Origin of the sequence: Streptomyces sp. NBC_01166, from assembly GCF_045039765.1 — a bacterium.
GTDB lineage: Bacteria > Actinomycetota > Actinomycetes > Streptomycetales > Streptomycetaceae > Streptomyces.
In genome coordinates, this window is the sequence record NZ_CP108613.1 from 1,419,576 (window position 1) to 1,442,775 (window position 23,200).

The window sequence follows — 23,200 nt, forward strand, 5'->3', positions numbered from 1 at the left end:
GCGTCAGCAGCGTCACCCCCGTCACACCTGTCCACCGCGTGTTCATGATCACCCGTACGGGCCCTTCGCGGCGGTTCGGTCCGCCGCGCGCACGCGGAGCGGCTCGACCGTGACCCCGGCCCGCTCCAGCACCTCGACCGCACGGCATCGGGGATCCGCGACCAGCGCCGCCAGCAGGTCGCGCCCGTCGGCGTGGAGCTCCCCGCGCAGCAGAGCGCTCCGGGCGGCCCGGTCCATGGCCGCTGCCGCCGAGGGCGACCACCCTTCGCCCGCGGGCTCCCGTACGGCCGGGAACGCGCCCGAATCCTCCTGCGTTCCCTGCCAGCGGAGGCCGTATCCGATGCTGCGCTGTACGAGATATCCGAGCACCCTGGCCAGCTGCGGCCCTCCGTCGAAGGCCTGCCGGACCTCAGGGTCGGACTCGACGAGGGAGTGCAGGAGGTGAGCCGTGTCGACATGGCGGTCACCGTCGCGCACCGCCCGCCGGCGCGCCCCCGTCACCACGGCGGTCATCGTGGCGCTCAGGCCGGCGCCGGCCCACGGGTGGTTCGGTGTGGCTTGTTCGGGGATCCCTGATGTCCGGTTCTGCACATCTCCACCCCATCAGCCCCGGGGAGCGAAAACATCCCCGGCGCGGCCCATCCGGCATCCCGCGGAAGGCGGGGACCGCCGCGGGGTTCCTCATCCTCGGGGATGAGATCACGCCATCACGGGCAGCGAGGTGGCGGGTGCGCCGGTCCGTACGGGGGACAGAAAAAGGACCCCACGACGGGGCCCTTCTCCGCTTGCGCGTACCGCACGGCTCAGTTCTCGTCGGCGAGGATCAGGTACAGCTTCTTACGGGCGTCGTTGATCACCGTGAGGGCCTTCTGCCGCTGGTCGGCCGAGCCGGTCTTCCAGACCTGGCCGAATGCCTCCATCAGACCGAAGCCGGCCTGCCGGATCTCGTTGACGCCCTCCCAGTCGACACCGCGCCCCGCCTCTTCCCAGGGGGCTTCGGGGCCGGACTCGGCCTCGCTGCGGCCGAGGTCGGTGAGGGTGAACAGCTTCTTGCCGCCCTCGCTGGCGCTGATGATCAGGCCCTCGTCCTCCAGAAGCTGGAGGGTGGGGTACACCGAGCCGGGGCTGGGCTTCCAGGCCCCTCCGCTGCGCTCGCCGATCTCCTGGATCATCTCGTAACCGTGCATCGAGCGGTCCTTGAGCAGCGCGAGGATGGACGCGCGTACGTCACCACGCCTGGCCCTCCCCCGGCCGCCTCCACGGCCGCGTCCGCCTCCGAAGGGTCCGCCGCCGAAGGGCGGCCCGAACGGACCGAAGGCGGCGCGGCCCTCGAAGTCTCCCCTGCCGGCGCCTCGGCGCCCGGGGCCGTAGCCGTGGTCGTGTCCGTGGTCGTTTCCATGTGAACGCATGACTGCGCTCCTCTCTGTCTTCAGTACCACGCGACTCTTCATTGAACGGTCGCGATGCCTCAACGATATATCGGAAGCTATCGCCTGGCAAGAGTTCGAAAGACCGCTCCGCTGACCTGTGACAGCGGTCTTGGGTCAGTTGCCACTGAAGCTGGACCGATGACGGCCCATGTCAGAGAAGACGGGTTGTTCCGTTTGTGACACCGAAGACGGGTCGATCGCTCGCTCCGCCTTCGACTTCTCAGAACCGATCTTTGAACCTCGGTTGATCTCGTACATGCGCCACGGTGGACGACTCGGTGCTCGCAAGGAGTCTGTGTACCCAGTGGCCCGGCATCGGGCTTCGCGGACGGCTTTCGGGTGCTTCGCACGCCGCGGTGATACGCCTTTGCCGTGCGGGCCGGCAGGCGGAGTCTGCCCTTACCTGGGCGCGCCGGAGTTTCCTTCTTCCACGGTTGCGGGGCCGTGCTCCGGCCCGGCAGGGGGTGGGTGTGGTGCCGAGTTCAGAGACGGTCGGCAACGTCAGCGTTGACCGGTACGAGCAGGTCGCGGAGCAGCTGCGCGAGGTCGTCGACACGTCCCAGGCATGACGCCGACAAGCCTGGTGCCAGCATGGGTGCCCGGGTCATGCCCCCAGATCCTCCGTCACGGGCAGGCACTCGGCGAGCAGGTCCACGACGTCGCGCCAGGCTCGCTGCGCGTGCTGTGGGTGGTAGCCGACGCCGGTGACCGTGGGGTGGTCGACCGGCGGGTGGTGGAAGGCGTGCAAGGCGCCGCCGTAGACCGTGAGGCGCCAGTCGACGCCCGCGGCCTGCATCTCAGCGGTGAACGCGTTCCGTTGCGCGGGCGGCATGATCGGGTCTTCCGACCCGACCCCGGCCCACACCGGGCAGCGAATGCGCTCCGCCTCGCCCGGTCGGCCCGTGGTGGTTGCGTTGACTGTCCCGATCGCGCGCAGGCTGACGCCGCCGCGCCCGAGTTCCAGTCCGACGGCGCCCCCGGTGCCGTAGCCGACGGCGGCGATCCGGTCGGGGTCGGTCCGCGGTTCGGTGCGCAACACGTCGAGCGCCGCCTGGCCGATGCTCCGCATCCGGTCGGGATCGGAGAGCAGTGGCATGCAACGGGCCAGCATCTCCTCGGGGTCGCTCAAATAGCGCCCGCCGTGGAGGTCGAAGGCCAGCGCTACGTATCCCAGCCCGGCGAGAGCATCGGCCCGGCGGCGCTCGACGTCGCTGAGCCCCATACCCTCCGGTCCGAGCAGCACCGCGGGCCGGCGGTCGACACCGGCCGGGAGCGCGAGGTGCCCGATCATCGTCAAACCGTCGGCCGGGTACTCGACCGTACGCGTCGTCATCGTCGTCGTCATGAGGCTGGACTGTAGTGATCGTCGAGCCCGGTCCGGCCGCTGTTCTGCCGCTGGCAGAGCAGCGCGGGTATCCCCCCCGAGATAGGGCGAGGGCTCACAAGAACCGTCACAGACCTCGTCCCCACAGCAGCTATCCGTCCCCCTTGCGCTTACCGGTGGGGGACACGAACAGCAGCTTGCCGGGGTAACCCGTGCCGGGTTGAGCCGGAGTCGGGTGAGGACGCGCCAGTTCTTCAGCGCGGCGAAACCGTGCTCGACGGGGGCGCGGGCGGCGGCGATGATCTGGTTGGCCTGCTTCTGTCCGGCGAATCAGGTGTCGGATGCTCAGCGATGGGTGAGCCGTCGTCAGCCGATGCCGTCGATGATGCGGAAGTCGCGCTCGACGCTGTCGGAGAGGACCACCAGTGCCTTCTGGTACGCCTCGCTCTCGTATGCCGCGACGGCCTGTTCGAAGCTGTCGAACTCGATCAGAACGACACGCTGCGTGTTTCCGGCCTCGTGGGCGACGACTCGACCGCCACGGGACAGGACGCGCCCGCCCCCAGCCTGCACAGCCGGACCGGCCAGCTTGTCGTAGGCAGTCAGCCTCTCAGGGTCGGAAATGGCGCGGTAGACACTGACCCAGTAGCCCTTGGCCATGGAAACCTCCTCTGTTCGGCCGGACATGTCCGGCTGCGAATCGACGCTCAGATTGCTCGGTCCCGGCGACAGGGCACCGGGCATGTGTAGGGGGTGCTGATCCGGCCTGGTTCGGCTCTGCCGCCCGCGGCTGCCGGTTGGCGTCCCGCTGAAGTCTTCCTCGGCGCCCGGCGCCTTCGGCGAGGGGGGAACATGCCGGAGACGGAAACGAAGGCCTCCCGGTCGACGGGGCCGGCCATGGCGGGCATTCCAGCCCGACCACGCAGGAGGAGACACGGCCTCATCCGAACCTCGCCGGGTGTCCGCCACCCGCTGGTGCCGTCGGCGTCAGCAGCAGGGTGAGGTCGAACGCCGGCGCGCTGTGGGTGATGGCACCGACGGATATCGCGTCGACTCCCGTCTCCGCGACGGCCCTGACGGTGTCCAGCGTGATGGATCCAGACGCCTCGAGTCGGGGTTTTGCCGACCCTCGCAGTGTCACGATGTGCCGCATGTCTTCGATGGGCATGTTGTCCAGCATGATCCACTCGACCCCGGTGCGCAGCGCCTCAGCTGCCTGGGCCACCGACTCGACTTCGACCTCAACGGCGATGCCGGTGGCGTTGTGTGCGCGGATGGCTGCGACAGCGGCGCCGACCCCGCCCGCCACGGCGATGTGGTTCTCCTTGAGCAGCACCATTGCGGCCAGGTCGAGGCGGTGGTTGCTCGCCCCGGCGGTCGCGACCGCGTACTTGTCCAGGGCACGGAGCCCGGGTGCCGTCTTGCGGGTGTCCAGGATTCGCACCGACAGTCCGGCCACCGCGTTCACGAACGCCGCGGCGTGGGTAGCGATGCCCGCCATGCGCTGCAGGAAGTTCAATGCGGTGCGCTCCCCGGTGATGATGGCGCGCGACGGTCCGGTCAGTTCCGCCAGGCTCTGTCCTGCCTGAACCCGTTCTCCGTCCTTTACGCGCACACTCACCTCGACGTCGTGGCCGAGCTGTCGGTAGACCTCACCGAGAAGCGGGAGGCCGGCGACCACGCCGTCCTGTCGGGCCAGGATGCGCGCGTGCGCACGCGCGTCAGCGGGCACCGCCCAGAGTGTGGTGACGTCGTCGCCGGCGCAGTCCTCGGCCAGCGCGGTTCGCACCGCCGACTCTCGGACCTGCGTTTCGATTTCATTCATCGGGAGCCTCCGGTAAGGAAAACGCAGAATTCGTGCATCCGGTGAAGGTGGGGCAGCTGCCCATGAGGGAGGGGCCCGGCAGCCGCGCCTCGGAGTACTCCCGGGTGGTGCTCATCGGCTGGTCCCGGTCGTGATGGGCAAGAAGTCGGCGAAACGAGGGGCACCGGGCTCGTGCGGCACGCGCGTGGCGCGCGCGGCGAAGCTGACGGCGTGGTACCACCCGCACAGCAGAAGCAGATCGAGCAGCTGCAGCTCGTCGAAGACCGACACGAGCCGTGCCCACAGCGCGTCATCGATGTCGGAACGCTCGTGCAGCGCGTCGACGGCGAGGATGAGCAGCCGTTCCCGCTCGGACGTCCAGCACTCGTCAGCGGCGCCGCCGTGCACCAGGGATGCCGCCTGCCCCCGGGTGAGCCCGACCCGTTCGGCGAACATCATCATGTGCACGCCCCACTCGTACTCGCAGCCGCACAGCACGCATGTCCGGTCGATGGCGATCTCACGCTCCCTCATGGTCAGGGTCAGCCGGCGGCCCAGCTCATAGCGCCCCCACCCGTGCATGGCGCCGGCCATCGGGAGGTTCCTGGCGAACATCCGGAACAATCCGATCGGCGGCACGCCCCCGGGCATCATGCGCGCGAGCAGCGCGCCGGCCTGGTCGGCGTACGGCGGTTCCAGCAGGGCTATTCGCGACATCGGCGCTCCCGTTGCCAGTGCTTCTGTTTTCGAATCACTATGCTGCTTCGATAAGCGAAGCGCAAGGAGGAGAGGGGAACATGGGAGGCGGAACACCGCGGCCCGGCGTACCGGTGCGGGGGTCCGAATCGGGACGCCCGGTCATGGCCGCACTCGATCTGCTGGGACGGCGCTGGACGCTGCGCATCCTGTGGGAGCTGAGTCGATCCCCGGGCGGTTTCCGTGAGTTGCAGCGCCGGTGCGAGGGCATGTCCTCCAGTGTGCTCAGTACCCGGCTCGGCGAGCTGACCGATGTCCGCCTGCTCACTCTGCGTGAGGACGGATATCACCTCACCCAGCTCGGTGGGGACCTTGTCGACGCCCTCCAACCGCTGTTTGCGTGGAGCCGGCGGTGGGCGGAGGAAGCGGACGCCGGTCCGGCACAAGGATCCCGGCACTGCGATGAGTAGATACGGTCTGCCCGTCACGATCGTCCGCGCGTGTCTGCGCGACGGCCACGGCGGTAGTCCCACGGCGGTGCTGGTGGAGAAGCCGTTGAGTGACGATGAGCGCCGTCGTGTGCCGGTTCTGATGGGAACGTCGCATGCCGTCTTCGTGTCGGTGCACGACAGCCGACGGGGCGGTCCGGTCGTGTCCCTCCGCTTCTTCACCGCCGAGGGAGAACTGCCTGCGTGCGGTCATGGGACGGTTGCCGCTCTGGCCTTCATGGCCGAGCGCGCCGGGGGCCGGGAGTATCGAGCCACCATCCACGCGGCAGGACGTGTCTTCCCTGGTTGGTCCGTACGGCAGAAGACGCATGTCGATGCCGCCTTCGACCCCGGTCCTGTCGACCTCCGCAGACCCACAGCTATGGAGTGCGACCTTGTCCTGCCCGCACTCGGTGTCACCTCGGGCACACTCGCTCCCGGTGCCCGCGTCGCCTCGGTGGGGCGGTCGCGGTTGCTGGTTCCCCTGACCACGCGGTCCGCTCTCACCACCCTCAGCCCGGACTTCGAACGGCTCCGTTCCGCCTGCGACCGTCTCGGTTTCCTGGGCTGCTACGCCTACTCGGTGCCGACGCCCACCGGCCGCGTCGCGGCCCGCATGTTCGCCCCGTCGATCGGCGTCGCGGAAGACATCGCCAACGCCAACAGCACCGCCTGCCTCGCTGCGCACCTGGCCCGCCAGGGCATCAGCGACATCGCAGTCGACATGGGTGACTCCCTCGGCAGTCCCTCCACGATCACCGCCACCGCACAACCCGACGCGTCGGGGCTGCGGGTCCTCGTGGGCGGCGCCGCGGATGTCATACGCAGCATCCGCATGCCATAGCCGGCCCGAAGCTCATCAGCGGCCGGCACGTCAGACGATCTCCACCGTGGACACCGGCCGACGACCAGTCCGAGTATCCCGCCCGCCACCACACCAACCCTCGTGGCCTGCGAGCTTCACGATGCACACGGCTCACTGGTCAGCCGTCGCGGTGGCCCACGGACTGACCCGCTTCGGCACCGCAGCCGGAACCCGCCTCACTCGGCGTCATCGTCCTCGTCCGGCTCTGTGGCGTCCGGATCACGCAGGGGGCGCAGCCCGTCGAACTGGACTCTCCGGCCGATTACAAGGGCCGACGGCGCTTGAGCCTGCCCATCCGCTCACGCGTGTCACCGCCGGAGCCCGGTCCAGCAGGACCAGCCGCTCCCGCTCCAGCCACGACTCGTACCCCACGTGATCCCGCACGGACACCGAGTAGTACCAGCCTGCGAACCCCCAGGCCTCCTTGTGCCGGCTGATCTCGCGTACAGGCTCAGGCGCCTCCATGGGGCGGACGGTCTAAGGTGCGCGCATGACTGAGCCCTCCTACCTCGCCGCGGTCCGGGAGTCCTACGACACCGTCGCCGCCGACTACGCTGCACGCGTCAAAGCCCCCGCGGAGCTCGATCCCCTGTCACGCGCGATGCTGGCCACGTTCGCCGAGGTCGTCCGGACGGCCGGGCACGGACCTGTCGCGGATCTGGGATGCGGGCCCGGCAAGGTCACGGCGCATCTGGCAGGCCTGGGGGTGTCAGCCTTCGGCGTCGACGTGTCCCCGAAGATGATCGAGCTGGCCCGGCGGGACCGTCCCGGTCTGCGGTTCGCGGTCGGCTCGATGACCGCGCTGCCGATCGGGGACGGAGAGCTCGGCGGCATCCTGGCCTACTACTCGACCCACCACACACCACCGGAGATGCTGCCCGTCGTGTTCGCCGAATTCCGGCGCACGCTCGCGCCCGGCGGGCACCTGATGATGGCCGGCCACGTGGGAGACGGCGAGCTCCTGCGTCCGACGCAGGCGTACGGAGGCCACCCGGTCTCCTACGAGTCCCATCTGGTGGAGCCGGACCGGATCGTCGCCCTGCTGGAGCAGGCCGGACTCGTCGTCACCGCGCGCCTGCTGGAAGAGCCCGGCGAAGGGTCGAAGAGGGCGGCCGGCACCTTCTTCGCCCGGAAACCCGAGCGTCCCTGAGCGGATTCCGGGCGCGAAGCCCGGCCCCCGGCGCCCACAGGCCGCGCATCCGCGATTGGCCTTGGACCACGCGGAACGGCCCCGCCTACGGTCGGCTTCATGAAGATCCGCATCGTCGACGCGTTCACCGACCGCCCCTTCGCCGGCAACCCCGCCGGAGTCGTGATCCTGGACTCCGGCACATTCCCCGAGTCGGACCGCCTCCAGCGCATCGCCTCCGAGGTCAATCTCTCGGAGACGGCCTTCCTCCACCCCCTGCCGCCGGGCGGTGAGGCCGACTGGGCGCTGCGCTGGTTCACCCCCACCACCGAGGTCGATCTCTGCGGGCACGCGACACTCGCCGCCGCCCATGTCCTGCACACGACCGGAGTCGCGAGCGGCACGGTGCGCCACGCCAGCCGTTCCGGCGTCCTGCGCACCACCGCCCATGACGACGGCACCGTGACCCTGGACTTCCCGACCGCGCCGCTCACCCCCGCCACCGCCCCGCCCGGGATCGCGGAAGCACTCGGCGCGTCACCCCTCTCCCTCCACGACACGGGGAAGCACATCGGCGACCTCCTGGTGGAGCTCGCCGACGAAGCGGCCGTACGCGCCCTGAAGCCCGACTTCCCCGCACTCGTCTCCTGCTCCCGCCGGGGCGTCATCGCCACAGCGGCGGCCGAGGACCCGGCCGGGGCGTACGACTTCGTCTCGCGCGGCTTCTTCCCCGGGGTCGGCATCGACGAGGATCCGGTGACCGGCAGCGCCCACACCGCCCTGGCCCCCTTCTGGTCGGCCAGGCTCGGCCGTGACGACCTCATCGGCCTCCAGGCCTCCGCCCGCTCGGGCCTGGTCCGCACCTCCTTGCGCGGCGAGCGCACGCTGCTGACGGGCAGCGCGGTCACGGTGATCGACGGGGAACTGCTCGCCGGGCTCTGACAGCGGCGGGAGCGGACCTCGCTCACGGGGTGGGCAGCCAGCCCACCTTCCCGGCGAGCAGCGCGTATCCGACGAACGCCCCGATGTCGAGCAGGGCGTGCGCGACGACCAGCGGCCCGACCCGCCCCCAGCGCCTGTAGAGCAGCACGAAGACGACGCCCATGGCCACGTTCCCGATGAAGCCGCCGATCCCCTGGTACAGGTGGTACGAGCCGCGCAGCACGGAACTCGCCACCAGTGCGGCCATGGGCGTCCACCCCAACTGCCCCAGCCGGCGGAGCAGATAGCCGACGACGATGACTTCCTCCACGAGGGAGTTCTGCACCGCGGAGAGGATCAGTACGGGGAACTTCCACCACACGTCGGGCAGTGACTCCGGTACGACCGTCAGGTTGAATCCCGCGGCACGCGCCACCAGGTAGAACGCCAGCCCCACGCTGCCGATCCCCGCCGCGACGAGGGTCCCCCTGCCCAGGTCCGGCCAGGGCCTGGTGCGGTCGAGACCGAGGGTCCGCAGTCCGGCCCGCTCCCGGAGCAGCAGGTGGGCCACCAGCGCGACCGGCACCAGGGCGGAGGTGATGCCGAACAGCTGCCACGCCAGGTCCAGCCAGGGCCGCCCGGGAGCGTACGAGCCGTTCAGCGTCGCCGCCTGATCCTTGAGACCCCCGGGTTTCGTCAGAGACCCGATGAAGCTGATCAGGGCGGACACCCCGCTGGCCCCGAGTGAGAGAGCCAGCACGAGGAGGGTCTCCGACCGGAGGATCCGCCGGGACACCTCCTCGTGAGGAATGGATTCAGCCACGCGCCCCGCCTCCACCTGTACACCTGCCATCAGCTGTGCGTCGTCATAGCTTGCCCGACGGGGCCGGGGCGGAGGGACACCGGGAGGCGGTCTCCTCAGGGCGCGGGAAAGCCGATGGGCCAGGTGTGCACCGGCTCACCCACCTGCATCAGCTCGCCGTAGCGTCGGGTGGTGGCTGCCAGCGCGCCCTCCCGTTCGAGTCCCGCGTCCAGGGCGCGGTGGTAGGTGTCGACCTGCCAGGAGGCGCCGTTCACCCTGAGCCTGCAGCGCTCCTCGATGACGCCGAGGTAGCGGTCCCGGTCCGAGGACTCGATATTCCACGCGTCCAGCCCGGCGGCCGCGAGCGGCAGCAGTTCGTCCCGTACGAGCTTGACGGCCGGCACCTTCGCCACGCCGCCGGACCGGCCGGGGCGCGGCCACAGCAGCTCGGCCTCGATCCCGTGGCGGCAGGCGGCGTCGAAGTTCTCGGCTGCCGCCTCGAAGGGCAGCTTGGTCCACACCGGCCGGGATTCGTCGGCGAGGGCGCGCACCAGCCCGTAGTAGAAGGCGGCATTGGCGATCACGTCGTCGACCGTGGGGCCGGCGGGCAGGACCCGGTTCTCCACCCTCAGGTGGGGCACGCCGTCGGCCAGCCCGTACACCGGACGGTTCCACCGGTAGACCGTGCCGTTGTGCAGGACGAGCTCGGCCAGGGCCGGTACGCCGCCCTCGTCGAGGACCCGCAGCGGGTCCTCCTCGTCGCAGATCGGCAGCAGGGGCGGGTAGTAGCGCAGGTTCTCCTCGAAGAGCTCGTACGCCGAGCTGATCCAGCGCTCCCCGAACCAGGTCCTGGGGCGTACCCCCTGATTCCGCAGTTCGGGCGGCCGCACGTCCGTGGCCTGCTGGAACAGCGGCGGCCTCGACTCGCGCCACAGCTCCTTGCCGAACAGGAAGGGGGAGTTCGCCCCGACTGCGATCTGCACGGACGCGATGGCCTGCGCCGCGTTCCAGACGTCGGCGAAACGGTCCGGCGTCACCTGCAGGTGCAACTGCACCGAGGTGCAGGCCGACTCGGGGGCGATCGAGGCGGAGGTCGAGACCAATCGCTCGACACCTTCGATATCGAGGACGAATTCCTCGCCGCGCGCGGCCGCCATTTGGTCGTTGAGGAGCGTGTAACGGTCGACGTCCGAGAGGTTCGCCGAAACCACGTCGTCCCGGCCGAGGGTCGGCAGGATGCCGATCATCACGATCCCCGCGTCGACCTCCGCCGCCTTCCGGTGGGCATATGCGAGCCCCGTACGCAACTCCTCGGCCAGCTGATCGAATACCCGGCCGCTCAGCCGGTGGGGAAGAATATTTACTTCCAGGTTGAACATCCCCAGTTCCGTCTGGAAATCCCGGCTGGCGATGCGCTGGAGCACCTCCGCATTCCGCATCCTCGGCATGCCGTCCGATCCTGCGAGATTCAGCTCGATCTCCAGCCCCATGAGATTCCTGGGACGATCGAACCTCCGCTCCGACAGGAGCCTCTCCAGCCCCGCCAGGCACTGGGTGAGCTTCTCGCGGTACGTCTGCCGATCGGACGGGGCAAAGGCACCCGCCACGACCTTCTCGCCCATCGAAGGGTCCCTCCTCGAGTGGGCGGCCCGCGGCACAGGCCGCTCGTATCACGATCGATAATGCCCCGACGAGATGATCCGTAACGCCCCCACGACCGATGGGCACCCAGTAGTCTGGTGACTGAAGCCGGAGGCACATTCCGAAGGCATGGGGCATACGCAGTTTGCCAGGTCGGGTTGCCCGGCTGAAACACCGACGGGTTTCAGCCTACCGCCGCGCCGGGAAAGTACCTGGCAACGCGGGTCGGGAGCGGCCCGAATCCACAGAAACCGCGCAATTCAAAGTCTCGAATCCGCCTTGCGCGCAATATGCGGGTCGGCTAGCCGAAACACCGTGTGAACATTTGTCGTATAAACTCTGCGAACGAGGCAGAGAGTTGACGCACCGGCCCGTCCGCCCCGTCACCGGCCTTCCTCTGGCCCCGCACGCCGACAGCGCCGTCTGCACCCGCCCACGCACCACCGTGTCTCCGAAGTGAGAGGCGACCCACTATGCCGCTGCATGTTTCCCCGGCCCCCGCGCCCGCACTGCGCAGCGTTCTCGCGGCACTCGGTTCTCCCACCGCAGTCCGCGAGGCCCACACGCCCGCTCTCCGGTCCGTCCAGGGATCGCTGAGCCCCGAACTCCCGCTTCCCGTCCATGTACTGGACCGGATCGTGCCGAACGACGCCGCACCGCGCACCCGCCTCGCCGGCTGGCGCTTCCTGATCCGCAGCGGTGAGCGCGCCGTCGCCGCCGCGGACACCATGCTCACCGCCGACGGCTGGACCTTCTCGCACTTCTTCGAGGGCCCTTACATCGTCTCCACCGAACTCGCCGTACGCCAGGCGGAGTCGTCGACGACGCACTACCAGCCACGTCTGCTGTCGGTGCCCGAGCTGTACATGTTCACGCTGTGGCTGCACCACGACATCGAGGCCGACGCCGCCGGCGGCACGCTCGCCCCGACCGATGTGCTGGTGCCCCTGGCACCCGCTCCCCCGGGCATCACGGCTCACCGTCCGCACCACGTCGCGGAGCTGCTTCCGGTCATGACACTGCGTGTCACCCCGGCGCCTCTGCCGGACCTTCCCGAACTCCCCGGCCTCCTCGGGTCGCCGGCCTGACACTCCTGACACACGCGCCCCCGCCGAGACTGCTCGGCGGGGGCGCGTCCGTACCCGTCCGGACTAGTCCGGTCAGGTCACCCCGAACCATCCGAACGGACAGCCAAGTTGGATCGAACCGTCCGGCCGGGTGATGCGTCATGGGAGGAGAACAGCAGCTGCCGCGAAATCCCTGCGGAGAGACGTCCGTAGGGCAACACTGGGACCGGACCGACTTGATACGGGGGCGGCCATGAACACATCGTCCAGCCGCAGGACACTCGACTCAACGCAGCGAAAGAACCCACCCATGTGCCAGCACCAGCCACCCTGTCCAACCGCTGACTCCAACGACCGGGAAGCCGCACGTCTGATGGCCCACCACCCGGAACAGGGCTGGAGCCTTCTGTGCAACGGCGTCCTGCTCTTCGAGGACACCGGTGAGCTGCTCCCTGACGGGCAGATCATCGCCCCTCACCGCCCGCTGAAGAGCGGTCAGGTGATGAAGGCCGCCTGACCGCGGCCGACGGAACACGGGGGCCGGCCCGGAGAAGTCTCCGCACCGGCCCCGACGCGTGTCCCCGTGCCTACTGGTCGTACGCGTCCAGCGGCGGGCAGGAGCAGACGAGGTTGCGGTCACCGAACGCACCGTCGATCCGGCGCACCGGCGGCCAGTACTTGTCCGAAGGCGTGACGCCGGCCGGGAAGACCGCCTCTTCGCGGCTGTAGGCGTGCGTCCACTCGCCACCGAGCGCCGCCGCCGTGTGCGGGGCGTTGCGCAGCGGGTTGTCGTCCCCGCTCCACTCACCGGAGGCGACCTTGTCGATCTCGCCGCGGATGGCGATCATCGTGTCGCAGAACCGGTCGAGCTCGGCGAGGTCCTCGCTCTCCGTCGGCTCGATCATCAGCGTCCCGGCCACCGGGAACGACATGGTCGGCGAGTGGAAGCCGTAGTCGATCAGCCGCTTGGCGATGTCGTCGATGCTGACACCGGTCGCCTTGGAGACCGGCCGCAGGTCCACGATGCACTCGTGCGCGACCAGGCCGGCCGGGCCGTTGTAGAGGACCGGGAAGTGCGGTTCGAGACGCTTGGCGATGTAGTTGGCCGCGAGTACCGCGACCTGCGTCGCACGCTTCAGACCCTCGCCCCCCATGAGACGTACGTACGCCCAGGAGATCGGCAGGATTCCGGCCGAGCCCCACGGAGCGGCAGAGATCGGCCCGACGCCGGTCTCGGGGCCCGCCGCGGGCTGGAGGGGGTGGTTGGGGAGGTACGGCGCCAGGTGGGCGCGTACTCCGACCGGGCCGACACCCGGGCCACCGCCGCCGTGCGGGATGCAGAAGGTCTTGTGCAGGTTCAGGTGGGAGACGTCACCGCCGAAGTGGCCCGGCTTGGCGAGACCGACCAGCGCGTTGAGGTTGGCACCGTCCACGTACACCTGACCGCCGGCGTCGTGCACCTCTCCGCAGATGTCGGCGACGTGCTCCTCGAAGACGCCGTGCGTGGAGGGGTAGGTGATCATGAGGACGGCGAGCTCGTCGCGGTGGGCCGCGATCTTGGCCCGGAGATCCTCTATGTCGACCTCGCCGTCGTCGGCGGTCTTCACCACGACGACCTTCATCCCGGCCATCACGGCGCTCGCGGCGTTGGTGCCGTGCGCGGAGGACGGGATCAGGCAGACCGTACGTCCGTGGTCCCCGTTGGCCCGGTGATACGCGCGCACGGCCAGCAGACCGGCGAATTCGCCCTGCGAACCGGCGTTGGGCTGGATGGAGACGGCGTCGTACCCGGTGACCTCGGCGAGACGCTCCTCCAGCTCCCGGATGAGGGTGAGGAAGCCCTGCGCCTGCTCGGCCGGCGCGAAGGGGTGCAGCGCACCGAATTCGGGCCAGGTGATCGACTCCATCTCGGCGGTCGCGTTGAGCTTCATCGTGCAGGAGCCGAGCGGGATCATGCCCCGGTCCAGCGCGTAGTCGCGGTCGGCGAGCTTGCGCAGGTAGCGCAGCATCGCCGTCTCGGAGCGGTACTGGTGGAAGACCGGGTGGGTGAGGACGTCGTCGCTGCGCAGCAGCCCCTCGGGCAGCGCGTCGGCCGTCGCGGTGTCCAGCGCCTCGATGTCGCCGTCGGCGCCGAAGGCCGCCCAGACGGCGGCGATCCGGGTGCGGGTCGTGGTCTCGTCGCAGGCGACGGAGACGTGGTCGGCGTCGACGAGCCGCAGGTTCACCCCGCGCTCACGGGCGGCGGCGACCACACCGGCCGCTCCCCCCGGCACGCGGACGGTGAGGGTGTCGAAGTACGCGTCGTGCACGACCTCGGTCCCGGCGGCCCGCAGCCCCTCGGCCAGGATGGCGGCGAACCGGTGGGTGCGCCGGGCGATCGTCCGCAGCCCCTCGGGCCCGTGGTAGACGGCGTACATGCCGGCCATGACGGCGAGCAGCACCTGGGCGGTGCAGATGTTGCTGGTGGCCTTCTCGCGGCGGATGTGCTGCTCGCGGGTCTGCAGCGCAAGCCGGTAGGCCTTGTCGCCGTCCGCGTCGACGGAGACACCGACGAGGCGGCCGGGCAGGCTGCGGGCGAACTTCTCGCGCACGGCCATGAAGCCGGCGTGCGGTCCGCCGAAGCCCATCGGGACGCCGAAGCGCTGGGTGGTGCCCACGGCGATGTCCGCGCCCAGTTCGCCGGGCGAGGTGAGCAGCGTCAGGGCCAGCAGGTCGGCGGCGACGGACACGATCGCGCCCAGCTCGTGCGCCTGCTCGATGACGGGCTTGATGTCGCGCACGGCACCGGAGGCGCCCGGGTACTGGAGCAGCACGCCGAAGACGCCCCGCTCGGCGATCTCGGCGGGGATGCCCTCGCCGAGGTCGGCGACGACCACCTCGACGCCGGTCGGCTCGGCGCGGGTCTCGATCACGGCGACGGTCTGCGGCAGGGTGTCGGAGTCGACCAGGAAGACGCCGCCCTTGACCTTGCCGACCCGCCGTGCCAGGGCCATGGCCTCGGCCGCTGCGGTGCCCTCGTCGAGGAGCGAGGCGCCCGAGGTCGGCAGCCCGGTGAGGTCGGCGACCATCGTCTGGAAGTTCAGGAGGGCCTCGAGCCGCCCCTGGGAGATCTCCGGCTGGTACGGCGTGTAGGCCGTGTACCAGGCGGGGTTCTCCATGACGTTGCGCAGGATCACCGGCGGGGTGAACGTCCCGTAGTAGCCGAGCCCGATCATCGGTGCGAGCACCTGGTTACGGTCGGCGAGGCTGCGCAGCTCGGCCAGCACCTCGGCCTCGGTACGGGCCGCGGGGAGGTTCAGCGCCTCGGCACTCTTGATCACGTCGGGCACCGCCGCGGCGGTGAGCTCGTCGAGGGAGCCGTAGCCGACCTGGGCCAGCATCTTCGCCTGGGCCTCGGCATCGGGCCCGATGTGGCGCTGCTCGAACGGAATGCCCTGCTCCAGCTGGGAGAGCGGAGTGCGACGGGGGGTCATGATGGAGGCCTCCTGGTCTGCCACGACCTGCGAGGGGCGCCACGGCGTGGCTGCCCGAACGGCCTCCCCATCTGTCATCTCGACCTGAGAGCTTCACCGGCACGCCCTGGGGCATACCGGCTTTCACCGTCGGTGAGGGTGGTTCCCGTCGCGGCACGTGCCGTACGGATCCCGCCCTGCTTTCCAGAGTGACCTCGTCCGTGCGGTACGGGGGCCTGAGAGATTCCGGGGAGGAGTTGCTCCTTCGGCGCCTCCGAATCGCTCCGGAGGACTCTCCCGCACAGGGTCAGCAGCCGTGCTCCAGCCTACCAGCGGGGCCGGGGCGGGCCGTCTCGAGTGGCCGACATCCCGGATCTGGCATTTCGTAGTGAGGGTGGAGCAGCCGCGACCACCTGATGCAGTTGTGACCAGTGGGAGGCACCGTGCAGACCGACATCGATCCGCGCAGCCTGATCGGCCGCAAGGCCTTCGACCGCCAAGGTGCCAAGATCGGAACGGTGGACGAGGTCTATCTCGACGACGCCACCGGGGTCCCCGAGTGGGCCGCCGTACGCACAGGTCTCTTCACCAGGGACGCGTTCGTCCCGCTGGAGCCGAGCGAATTCGTCGACGGCGCGCTCGTGGTCCCATTCGAGCGGGCCCTGATCAAGGACGCGCCGGACTTCGGCGTGGGCCGCCATCTCTCGCCCGAGCAGGAACTGCAGCTCTACCGCCATTACGGACTGGACTCCTCCCCCTCCGCCGGCCCGGGTCCGGACAGGGACTTCGGCAGGCTCGCCGGCCACGAGGAGTAGTCCACCGGGTCCCGCACCAGGCGGAGCGGATCGGCCGGCTGCAGCTGCGGATCATCGATCCGGAACGTCCGCACCCGGCCGGGTGGCGTCCACGGTTCCTCGAAGCGAACGGTGACCCGGCCGACGCCGCTGCCCTGCACCCAGCCGTGCCCGTGGACCTCGTGCCGTACGTCGTGCCCGGCCGGCCAGCGCCGCGCGGCCAGTTGCTCGTCGCTCTCCCGGGCCTCCCCTCCGGGCTCCTCCTCCCCCGTGCGACGCCCCTCGTCCGCCGCGGCGGAGGCTGCGACCGCTGCCGCGGCGGATTCCTCGGCGGCGTGCTCCGCGTCGGCTGCCTGCGCGAAGAGGTCCTCCTGCGTGAAGTCCGCCAGCCCCGTGACACCGACTCCGAGCAGCCGGACGCCGCCGGTCGTGTCGACGGCCTCCAGAAGGCGCGCAGCGGCCTCCCTGACCACCGTGGGGTCATCGGTGGGGCCGCGCAGCGTCTCGGACCGGGTGAGCGTCGAGAAGTCGTAACGGCGCACCTTGAGGACGACGGTGCGCCCGGACCGGCCTGCGCCCCGCAGCCGCTGCACGCACCGGTCCGCGAGCCGCTCGACCTCCGTCCTCACGCGCACCCGGTCGTGCAGGTCCACGTCGAAGGTGTCCTCGACCGAGACGGATTTGGCATCCCTCTCGGCGACGACGGGACGGTCGTCGTAACCCTGCGCCATGCGGTGGAGCGCGACGCCGTGCGCCTTGCCCAGCAGCCGCACGAGCTCCGCCTCGCCCGCCTCCGCCAGATGACTGACGAGGGTCATTCCCGCGCGCCGGAGATGGTCACCGGTGGCGGGGCCCACGCCCGGGAGGATGCGTACGGACATGGGCGCCAGGAGCTCACGCTCGGTGCCGGGCTCGATCAGCAGCAGCCCGTCCGGTTTCGCCTCCTCGGAGGCGATCTTGGCCAGCATCTTGGAGCCGGCCAGACCGACGGAACCACTGAGTCCGGTGACGCCTCTGATGACGGTGCGCAGTTGTCCGCCGATCGCCCGCGCGGACGCCGAGTCGTCGGCGACCCCGCCGGCCTCGAGGTCGACGAAGGCCTCGTCGAGGCTGAGCGGCTCGACGAGCGGTGACAGCCGTCCGAGCAGCTCCATCACCTGGTCGCTCACCGTCCGGTAGAGCGCGAAGCGCGGGACCAGATAGGCCGCGTTCGGCGCGAGGCGCCTCGCCTGTGCCATCGGCATCGCCGAATGCACGCCCAGACGCCTCGCCTCGTACGACGCGGTGGCGACCACGCCCCGCATCCCCAGGCCGCCCACCACCACCGGCTTGCCGCGCAGGCTCGGCTTCGACGCCTGCTCGGCCGAGGCGTAGAAGGCATCCATGTCCAGATGCAGGATGGTGGGTGCGGCTCTCACACGGACCGATGCTGCCCTACGCCACTGACAACCGCCCCACCCGGCGCACGCGTCGCGCCGGACCGCCCCGGTGAATCATTCAGCCCGCGCGATTGCGCCGGCGCGCCAGTTCATCGGCGGGGTTGTGCCCGATCAGGGTCTCCCCCGTGTCGACACGCTCCCCGTGGAGCTGGGACAGCGCCGCGTCGACATCCCGCCAGACGACACCGACGGCGATACCGAAGATGCCCTGGCCGCCCTGGAGAAGATTCACGACCTCGTCGGGCGAGGAGCACTCGTAGACCGTCGCACCGTCGCTCATCAGGGTCATCCGCTCGAGATCCGTGAATCCGCGCGCCCTGAGGTGCTGAACGGTGGTCCGGATGTTCTGCAGAGCGACCCCCGTGTCCAGGAACCGTTTGACGATCTTGAGGAGAACCACGTCCCGGAAGCTGTAGAGACGCTGCGTCCCCGACCCGTACGCCGGACGCACGCTCGGCTCCACGAGCCCCGTACGCGCCCAGTAGTCCAGCTGTCGGTAGGTGATCCCGGCCGCCGCGCACGCTGTCGGCCCCCGATAGCCGATGTCCCCTGCCACACCCACACCGTCCGCTGCCACCACAGCCGGCTGAACCGGCTGTCTGATGGAGTGGTCGGCCGCACTGCCGTGCTGCTGGTACGGCCCACCCGCAGCCGTACCGTCGCCGCTGCTTCTCACGCCGACCTCCGTCCTTGACCTGCCACCTCGAAGGTAGGCAGTCACCAGGGGTGCGTCAACGATCGCCACACTCGGCACGCCGAGTGATAATCACCCTGAGGGTGGTTTCGCGTGACTGATTTACGGGAACGGCTTGTCGGATGCGCTGACACCGCCTCCGCGGAAGGTCACTGGCTGTTGGTACCGAAGTCCTCCGGCGAGATCTGGTCGAGGAACTCGCGGAACTTCTCCACCTCGTCCTCCTGCTCGTCCGGGATGGCGATACCCGCGTCGTCCAGCACGCCGTCACTGCCGTAGATGGGCGTGCCGGTGCGCAGGGCGAGCGCTATGGCGTCGGACGGCCGCGCGCTCACCTCGACCCCGCTGGCAAAGACCAGCTCCGCGTAGAAAACCCCTTCCCGCAGGTCCGTGATGCGGACCTCGGTGAGCTCCTGGCCGACGGCCTCGAGCACATCCTTGAAGAGATCATGGGTCAGCGGCCTGGCCGGAGCCATGCCCTGCTGGGCGAAGGCGATCGCGGTCGCTTCCCCAGGGCCGATCCAAATAGGGAGATACCGGTCGCCTCCCACTTCACGCAGGAGCACGATCGGTTGGTTGGAGGGCATTTCCACCCGGACACCCACAACGTCGAGCTCGTTCACACAGCAACCCTAGGACGTGCCCGCCATGTTTGGATAGTCGGGCTCCTCCGCCCTCAGTGGAAGCCGGCCTTCAGAGCGCTCTGCACGAGCGCGGCGTGGAGCCGGACGGAGAGGTCAGCGAGCTCCTTCGCGGTGGCCTCCGCATGTGCCCTGGTCTGCGGATTCCTGTGTCGGCGCAGCGGCGCGACCACCTGCTCGACCAGTCCCGCCTCACGCTCCGCGGCCGCCTTGACGGCCCGCAGATGCCGAGGTTCGAGACCGAATCTTCCCAGGTCCGCCACCAGCCGTGCCACATTCACCGCCTCGGCGTCGTAGCTCCCCCCGGCGGCGGGCACGATCAGCCCGTACGACTCCCACTCGTCGAGCTGCTCCTCGGTGGCCTCGGTGGCCGCCAGGAGCTCGGAGCGTCCGATACGGGCGGCGGTGGCCTGCCCCAGGTCCTGGTCCCGGAGGGCGTCGGCGGGATCACCCGGTCCGCCGCCGGACGGCAGGGCCACCTGCTCACCGCGCGCGAGGGCCTCCAGGTGCTCACGGATGACCTTGAGCGGCAGGTAGTGGTCCCGCTGCATGCGCAGCACCTGCGCCAGCCGCTCGACGTCGGCGGGGCCGAACTTCCGGTAGCCCGACGCCGTCCGCTGGGGCTCGATGAGCCCCTCCGTCTCCAGGAAGCGGATCTTGGAGATGGTGACTTCGGGAAATTCGTCGCGCAGCTGCAGAAGCACCGTGCCGATGCTCATCGCGCGCTCGCCAGCGGCGGCGGTGCCGTGACCGGCACCGCCTGTCGGTGTTCGCAGCATGGACCTTCCTGGGGATCCCCCCGGACACTGTCCGGGGGAGGGTCACACGCCTCGCTGGCTCGCGTAGAAGACCAGCCGGTACTTTCCGATCTGGACTTCGTCGCCGTTGGTCAGCGCGACGGAATCGATGCGCTCGCGGTTGACGTAGGTGCCGTTGAGGCTGCCGACGTCTCCCACGGTGAAACTACCGTCCGGGTTCCTGTGGAACTCCACATGACGCCGCGACACGGTCACGTCGTCGAGGAAGATGTCGCTCTGCGGGTGACGGCCGGCCGTCGTCAGGTCACCGTCCAGCAGGAAGCGGCTTCCGGAGTTCGGGCCCCGTCGCACCACCAGCAGCGCGGAACCCGCCGGCAGGGCGTCGACGGCGGCCTGGGCCTCCGGGGAGAGCGACGGAACGGCCGTCTGGCCTGTCGCCTCGGCCTCGTACGCCTCGATACCGGAGATCGAGATCGTCGAGGTCGTCTCGGATGCACGCTCGGGCACTCCGCCCCTCAGCGGCGCACCGCAGTTGGAACAGAAACGGCTGGCCTCGGCATTGCGATGCCCGCACCTCGTACAGACCGGCATGGACGAGCCCTCCGGAGCGGGGGCGAACCCTCCACCCGTACTCGAGGTCGATGATTCACCGAAACCTATGCGCCCTGCACCTCCGGGGTCAACGGACGACGCGCCGGACCCGCCGGCGCCTCCCTGGACCTCGTCGCGGAAGAGCGGGCGCTCCGAACCCTGCTCCTCGGCACCCTGACGCGGAGCGCGGTGGCGGGCAGCGCTGTTGCTGTCCTCGCGGGCGCTCTTTCCGAACAACTTCGCAAACAACTTCACGGGCGTTTCCCCTTGACCGAAATAGACCCGCCCGTGGGGCAGGACGAACCCTGAATGAACACACCTGCCGACCCGGACATCCTCACAACGTCCGTATCCACCCGACAGTTTCCACCACGCGTCGCCGATCCGTTGCGCCGACCCCCCGCAACCTGGCACCCGTGTCCTTCGAGTACGGCGCTCCGCCGCCTCACTGGGGCGACGACCGAGCGTAATCAGGCTGCTTCGGGGGTCGCAAGGCGTCCACGACGATGTCGTCGGCGCGTGTCACCTCCGCCGTGGCCTGCTCCTTCTCGAGCGTCTGCACCACACCACCGGGGATGTTCAGAGCCGGCTCCAGGTCCTGCGGCTTGCCGATGACCTTGAACTCGTAGGGAGACTCGACCTTCCGGCCGTCGACTCTCAACTCTCCCCCGTCACCGGAGAAGTATGTGTTCGCCACCACCCGCACGCCGTTGATCTCGATGGCCTCGGCGCCCGCCGCGCGCAGCTCCTGGATGGTGTCGAGGAGCATGTCGGCCTCCACCGCGCCGGCCGGGTCACTGATGGTCAGCGTGATCCCGGGGCCGTGCGCGGCGACGGTACCTGCCAGGATACCGAGCTGCCGCTCCTTCTCGAGCGTCTGCTTGCGGGCCTCCTCCGCCTGGTCGGAGCTGTTCTCCAGTTCCGTGCGCTGGTCGTCGAGGCGCTGCTTCTCGTCCTCGAGGCGCTGGGTCCGGTTGTCGAGCTCGTCGAGGATGCGGACCAGGTCCTCCTGGCGGGCCCCGCGCAGGGCGCTGTTGTCGCTGTTCGACCTGACCTGGATGGCCAGGCCCAGACCGAGGACGAACAGCAGGAGCGCCACGATCAGTTGGGCTCTGCTCACCCTGGGCGGCCACAGGCCTGCCCGCAGCCGCTGGCGTCCCGAGGCCTCCTCCGACCCGGCCGGCGGAGACGGTGCGGGGCCGGGCTCGGGTGCTTCGGGCGCTTCCGGCGGGAGCGCGCCGGCGGGTCCCCCGCTGCCGGGCTCGAATCCGTGTCCCGGCTGCCGCCCGTCGTCCGGGTTCTGTTCGTTGCTCATCCCGTTGCTCATCGGCCTCACGCCCGGAAGACGTGCCGGCGGATGGCCGCGGCGTTGGAGAAGATCCGGATGCCGAGGACGACCACCACACCGGTGGAGAGCTGGGCCCCGACGCCCAGTTTGTCGCCGAGGAAGACGATCAGCGCGGCCACCACGACGTTCGACAGGAACGACACCACGAAGACCTTGTCCACGAAGATCCCGTCGAGCATGGCACGCAGCCCGCCGAAGACGGCGTCGAGCGCGGCGACCACGGCGATCGGCAGGTAAGGCTCGACCACCGCCGGCACTTCGGGCCGGACCAACAGTCCGACCACGACTCCCACGACGAGGCCCAGTACGGCGATCACGATGTGCCCTTCCCTGTGTCTGCCGCACCACTGCCCGTGTCTGCGGCCTGAGGCTCTGCTGTACGTACGATCAGGCTGGGCGCGGCCGGAAGGCGCACCTTCTCCTGCTCGGAGATGCTGGTGCGGATGTCGAAGCTCTCGTGCAGCGCCTGAAGATACTGGCCGTCCGCACTGTCCTGGAAGGCCGTGACGAGCTTCTTGCCGTCCCCCACCGCCTGCACCGTGTACGGCGGCACGAGCGGCCTGTTGTCGACCAGTATGGCGTCGCCCGCCGCGCGGATCGCGGAGAGGGCCGTCAGCCGCTGCCCGTTGATGGCGATCGCCTCGGCACCGGACTGCCAGAGACCGTTGACCACGCGCTGCATGTCCCGGTCGCGCACCCGCCCGGTGTCGGCGAAACCGGTGGACTCACGGGGGCCGCCACCGCCCTGGTCGGTGTCCTCGGCGTCGTCCACGACCAGCTTGATCCCGGGGCCTTCGACAGGGGTGGCGCCGGACAGCAACGCCACCAGGCCCCCCTGGTCCCCACCGTGCTCCTGAAGCGCCTTGCGCTGGCGCTCACCGACGTCCTTGCGCAGCTTGTCGACATCCGCCTCGAGCGTGTCGGCCGTGGAGGTCTCGGCGTTCACCCGGTCGATGAGTTCCTCGCGTTCCTTGGCCACGACAGGGGCCGCGACCCGCGCCTCCGCGGCACCGAGTGTCACCACGAGGGCCGCCAGCACCAGGCCGGCGGCTAGGCCCAGCTTGGCCTTCAGCGTGCGCGGCAGCCCGTCCCGCCCCTCGGACCGGCGACGCGCGGAGGCCTCGGCGTATCCCTCGTCGAGGCTGTGTTCCATCACGGTGGTCAGCAGCGACATCGACGCGTCGGGGCGAGGACGCGGCGGGGCGCTACTCCGATCGGGGGGCGGCTGCGACATGCCGCACATCGTCGCACGTCATGCCTGCTGCCGCCGAATGGCCCCACCGTGGGTCCGGAAGCCGCGCAACCCGGCTTCCGGA

At 69.8% G+C, this 23,200-nt stretch carries 24 protein-coding genes and 1 riboswitch; of the genes, 7 read left to right on the forward strand and 17 right to left on the reverse strand.

What is annotated here, in order from left to right:
* Positions 1 to 48: 48 nt before the first annotated feature.
* The 6 genes from OG379_RS06530 to OG379_RS06555 all read right to left on the reverse strand — a co-directional run bounded on the left by OG379_RS06530 (position 49) and on the right by OG379_RS06555 (position 5,275).
* Positions 49 to 591: a Clp protease N-terminal domain-containing protein gene (locus tag OG379_RS06530; RefSeq protein ID WP_405660291.1), complete on the reverse strand. Its 543-nt coding sequence runs from the start codon at positions 589 to 591 to the stop codon at positions 49 to 51.
* Positions 592 to 803: 212 nt separating this feature from the next.
* Positions 804 to 1,409: a PadR family transcriptional regulator gene (locus OG379_RS06535; protein ID WP_393765618.1), complete on the reverse strand. Its 606-nt coding sequence runs from the start codon at positions 1,407 to 1,409 to the stop codon at positions 804 to 806.
* A gap of 625 nt (positions 1,410 to 2,034) precedes the next feature.
* Positions 2,035 to 2,775, reverse strand: a complete 741-nt coding sequence (locus OG379_RS06540) for a dienelactone hydrolase family protein (RefSeq protein WP_405660293.1) — start codon at positions 2,773 to 2,775, stop codon at positions 2,035 to 2,037.
* A gap of 345 nt (positions 2,776 to 3,120) precedes the next feature.
* Positions 3,121 to 3,414, reverse strand: a complete 294-nt coding sequence (locus OG379_RS06545) for a DUF1330 domain-containing protein (protein ID WP_405660295.1) — start codon at positions 3,412 to 3,414, stop codon at positions 3,121 to 3,123.
* A 280-nt stretch (positions 3,415 to 3,694) separates the two neighbouring features.
* Positions 3,695 to 4,579, reverse strand: a complete 885-nt coding sequence (nadC, locus tag OG379_RS06550) for a carboxylating nicotinate-nucleotide diphosphorylase (protein WP_405660297.1) — start codon at positions 4,577 to 4,579, stop codon at positions 3,695 to 3,697.
* Positions 4,580 to 4,690: 111 nt separating this feature from the next.
* Positions 4,691 to 5,275 (reverse strand): carboxymuconolactone decarboxylase family protein, encoded by a 585-nt coding sequence (locus tag OG379_RS06555; protein WP_405660299.1) that lies wholly within the window; start codon positions 5,273 to 5,275, stop codon positions 4,691 to 4,693.
* Positions 5,276 to 5,355: 80 nt separating this feature from the next.
* Between OG379_RS06555 and OG379_RS06560 the strand changes: the two genes are divergently transcribed.
* The 4 genes from OG379_RS06560 to OG379_RS06575 all read left to right on the forward strand — a co-directional run bounded on the left by OG379_RS06560 (position 5,356) and on the right by OG379_RS06575 (position 8,678).
* Positions 5,356 to 5,724 (forward strand): winged helix-turn-helix transcriptional regulator, encoded by a 369-nt coding sequence (locus tag OG379_RS06560; RefSeq protein ID WP_405660301.1) that lies wholly within the window; start codon positions 5,356 to 5,358, stop codon positions 5,722 to 5,724.
* Complete coding sequence (locus OG379_RS06565) at positions 5,717 to 6,586, forward strand: PhzF family phenazine biosynthesis protein (RefSeq protein WP_405660303.1); 870 nt, start codon at positions 5,717 to 5,719, stop codon at positions 6,584 to 6,586. Before OG379_RS06560 ends, OG379_RS06565 begins: the two co-directional genes overlap by 8 nt.
* Before the next feature lie 511 nt (positions 6,587 to 7,097).
* Positions 7,098 to 7,757, forward strand: a complete 660-nt coding sequence (locus tag OG379_RS06570) for a class I SAM-dependent methyltransferase (protein WP_405660305.1) — start codon at positions 7,098 to 7,100, stop codon at positions 7,755 to 7,757.
* Positions 7,758 to 7,856: 99 nt separating this feature from the next.
* A complete protein-coding gene (locus OG379_RS06575; protein WP_405660308.1) occupies positions 7,857 to 8,678 on the forward strand; it encodes a PhzF family phenazine biosynthesis protein in 822 nt (273 codons plus the stop codon).
* Positions 8,679 to 8,700: 22 nt separating this feature from the next.
* Here the strand turns inward: OG379_RS06575 and OG379_RS06580 are convergent, their stop codons facing one another.
* A complete protein-coding gene (locus OG379_RS06580) occupies positions 8,701 to 9,510 on the reverse strand; it encodes a CPBP family intramembrane glutamic endopeptidase (RefSeq protein ID WP_405660310.1) in 810 nt (269 codons plus the stop codon).
* Between the two features lie 65 nt (positions 9,511 to 9,575).
* Positions 9,576 to 11,081: a glutamate-cysteine ligase family protein gene (locus OG379_RS06585; protein WP_405660312.1), complete on the reverse strand. Its 1,506-nt coding sequence runs from the start codon at positions 11,079 to 11,081 to the stop codon at positions 9,576 to 9,578.
* A 492-nt stretch (positions 11,082 to 11,573) separates the two neighbouring features.
* On the opposite strand from OG379_RS06585, the gene OG379_RS06590 reads away from it, so the two are divergent.
* Both OG379_RS06590 and OG379_RS06595 read left to right on the forward strand, forming a co-directional pair.
* On the forward strand, positions 11,574 to 12,188 hold the full coding sequence (locus tag OG379_RS06590) for a hypothetical protein (protein ID WP_405660314.1): 615 nt from the start codon (positions 11,574 to 11,576) through the stop codon (positions 12,186 to 12,188).
* Positions 12,189 to 12,477: 289 nt separating this feature from the next.
* Entirely contained in the window at positions 12,478 to 12,684 is a 207-nt protein-coding gene (locus OG379_RS06595) for a DUF5999 family protein (protein WP_103759919.1), read from the forward strand.
* 70 nt (positions 12,685 to 12,754) lie between these two features.
* Here the strand turns inward: OG379_RS06595 and gcvP are convergent, their stop codons facing one another.
* Complete coding sequence (gene gcvP / locus OG379_RS06600) at positions 12,755 to 15,640, reverse strand: aminomethyl-transferring glycine dehydrogenase (RefSeq protein ID WP_405660316.1); 2,886 nt, start codon at positions 15,638 to 15,640, stop codon at positions 12,755 to 12,757.
* Positions 15,641 to 15,833: 193 nt separating this feature from the next.
* Positions 15,834 to 15,929: riboswitch (glycine riboswitch) on the reverse strand.
* A gap of 133 nt (positions 15,930 to 16,062) precedes the next feature.
* Between gcvP and OG379_RS06605 the strand changes: the two genes are divergently transcribed.
* A complete protein-coding gene (locus OG379_RS06605; RefSeq protein WP_401516890.1) occupies positions 16,063 to 16,434 on the forward strand; it encodes a PRC-barrel domain-containing protein in 372 nt (123 codons plus the stop codon).
* Here OG379_RS06605 and OG379_RS06610 read toward each other — a convergent pair.
* From OG379_RS06610 to OG379_RS06645, 8 genes are all read right to left on the reverse strand, one after another.
* Positions 16,356 to 17,831: a DNA polymerase IV gene (locus OG379_RS06610; RefSeq protein WP_405660320.1), complete on the reverse strand. Its 1,476-nt coding sequence runs from the start codon at positions 17,829 to 17,831 to the stop codon at positions 16,356 to 16,358. The genes OG379_RS06605 and OG379_RS06610 overlap by 79 nt on opposite strands.
* A 79-nt stretch (positions 17,832 to 17,910) precedes the next feature.
* Positions 17,911 to 18,528, reverse strand: coding sequence for a MerR family transcriptional regulator (locus OG379_RS06615; protein ID WP_405660322.1), 618 nt, complete (start codon positions 18,526 to 18,528; stop codon positions 17,911 to 17,913).
* A gap of 167 nt (positions 18,529 to 18,695) precedes the next feature.
* Positions 18,696 to 19,169, reverse strand: coding sequence for a bifunctional nuclease family protein (locus tag OG379_RS06620; protein ID WP_006123076.1), 474 nt, complete (start codon positions 19,167 to 19,169; stop codon positions 18,696 to 18,698).
* 53 nt (positions 19,170 to 19,222) lie between these two features.
* Positions 19,223 to 19,966, reverse strand: coding sequence for a MerR family transcriptional regulator (locus tag OG379_RS06625; protein ID WP_405660324.1), 744 nt, complete (start codon positions 19,964 to 19,966; stop codon positions 19,223 to 19,225).
* Positions 19,967 to 20,008: 42 nt separating this feature from the next.
* Positions 20,009 to 20,791, reverse strand: coding sequence for an FHA domain-containing protein (locus OG379_RS06630; RefSeq protein ID WP_393765654.1), 783 nt, complete (start codon positions 20,789 to 20,791; stop codon positions 20,009 to 20,011).
* Positions 20,792 to 20,981: 190 nt separating this feature from the next.
* Positions 20,982 to 21,851: a DUF881 domain-containing protein gene (locus OG379_RS06635; protein ID WP_405660327.1), complete on the reverse strand. Its 870-nt coding sequence runs from the start codon at positions 21,849 to 21,851 to the stop codon at positions 20,982 to 20,984.
* A gap of 17 nt (positions 21,852 to 21,868) precedes the next feature.
* Positions 21,869 to 22,201, reverse strand: coding sequence for a small basic family protein (locus OG379_RS06640; RefSeq protein WP_003970459.1), 333 nt, complete (start codon positions 22,199 to 22,201; stop codon positions 21,869 to 21,871).
* The gene (locus OG379_RS06645; RefSeq protein WP_405660329.1) at positions 22,198 to 23,118 is read right to left on the reverse strand and encodes a DUF881 domain-containing protein; all 921 of its coding nucleotides are present in this window, start codon (positions 23,116 to 23,118) and stop codon (positions 22,198 to 22,200) included. Before OG379_RS06645 ends, OG379_RS06640 begins: the two co-directional genes overlap by 4 nt.
* Positions 23,119 to 23,200 lie beyond the last annotated feature (82 nt).

Coding starts and splice junctions, on each gene's coding strand:
- OG379_RS06565 (WP_405660303.1), top strand. CDS start 5,717: ATGAGTAGATACGGTCTGCCCGTCACGATCGTCCGCGCGTGTCTGCGC.
- OG379_RS06560 (WP_405660301.1), top strand. CDS start 5,356: ATGGGAGGCGGAACACCGCGGCCCGGCGTACCGGTGCGGGGGTCCGAA.
- gcvP (WP_405660316.1), bottom strand. CDS start 15,640: ATGACCCCCCGTCGCACTCCGCTCTCCCAGCTGGAGCAGGGCATTCCG.
- OG379_RS06580 (WP_405660310.1), bottom strand. CDS start 9,510: ATGGCAGGTGTACAGGTGGAGGCGGGGCGCGTGGCTGAATCCATTCCT.
- OG379_RS06635 (WP_405660327.1), bottom strand. CDS start 21,851: ATGAGCAACGAACAGAACCCGGACGACGGGCGGCAGCCGGGACACGGA.
- OG379_RS06575 (WP_405660308.1), top strand. CDS start 7,857: ATGAAGATCCGCATCGTCGACGCGTTCACCGACCGCCCCTTCGCCGGC.
- OG379_RS06625 (WP_405660324.1), bottom strand. CDS start 19,966: ATGCTGCGAACACCGACAGGCGGTGCCGGTCACGGCACCGCCGCCGCT.
- OG379_RS06595 (WP_103759919.1), top strand. CDS start 12,478: ATGTGCCAGCACCAGCCACCCTGTCCAACCGCTGACTCCAACGACCGG.
- OG379_RS06590 (WP_405660314.1), top strand. CDS start 11,574: ATGCCGCTGCATGTTTCCCCGGCCCCCGCGCCCGCACTGCGCAGCGTT.
- OG379_RS06570 (WP_405660305.1), top strand. CDS start 7,098: ATGACTGAGCCCTCCTACCTCGCCGCGGTCCGGGAGTCCTACGACACC.
- OG379_RS06540 (WP_405660293.1), bottom strand. CDS start 2,775: ATGACGACGACGATGACGACGCGTACGGTCGAGTACCCGGCCGACGGT.
- OG379_RS06535 (WP_393765618.1), bottom strand. CDS start 1,409: ATGCGTTCACATGGAAACGACCACGGACACGACCACGGCTACGGCCCC.
- OG379_RS06555 (WP_405660299.1), bottom strand. CDS start 5,275: ATGTCGCGAATAGCCCTGCTGGAACCGCCGTACGCCGACCAGGCCGGC.
- OG379_RS06585 (WP_405660312.1), bottom strand. CDS start 11,081: ATGGGCGAGAAGGTCGTGGCGGGTGCCTTTGCCCCGTCCGATCGGCAG.
- OG379_RS06645 (WP_405660329.1), bottom strand. CDS start 23,118: ATGTCGCAGCCGCCCCCCGATCGGAGTAGCGCCCCGCCGCGTCCTCGC.
- nadC (WP_405660297.1), bottom strand. CDS start 4,579: ATGAATGAAATCGAAACGCAGGTCCGAGAGTCGGCGGTGCGAACCGCG.
- OG379_RS06545 (WP_405660295.1), bottom strand. CDS start 3,414: ATGGCCAAGGGCTACTGGGTCAGTGTCTACCGCGCCATTTCCGACCCT.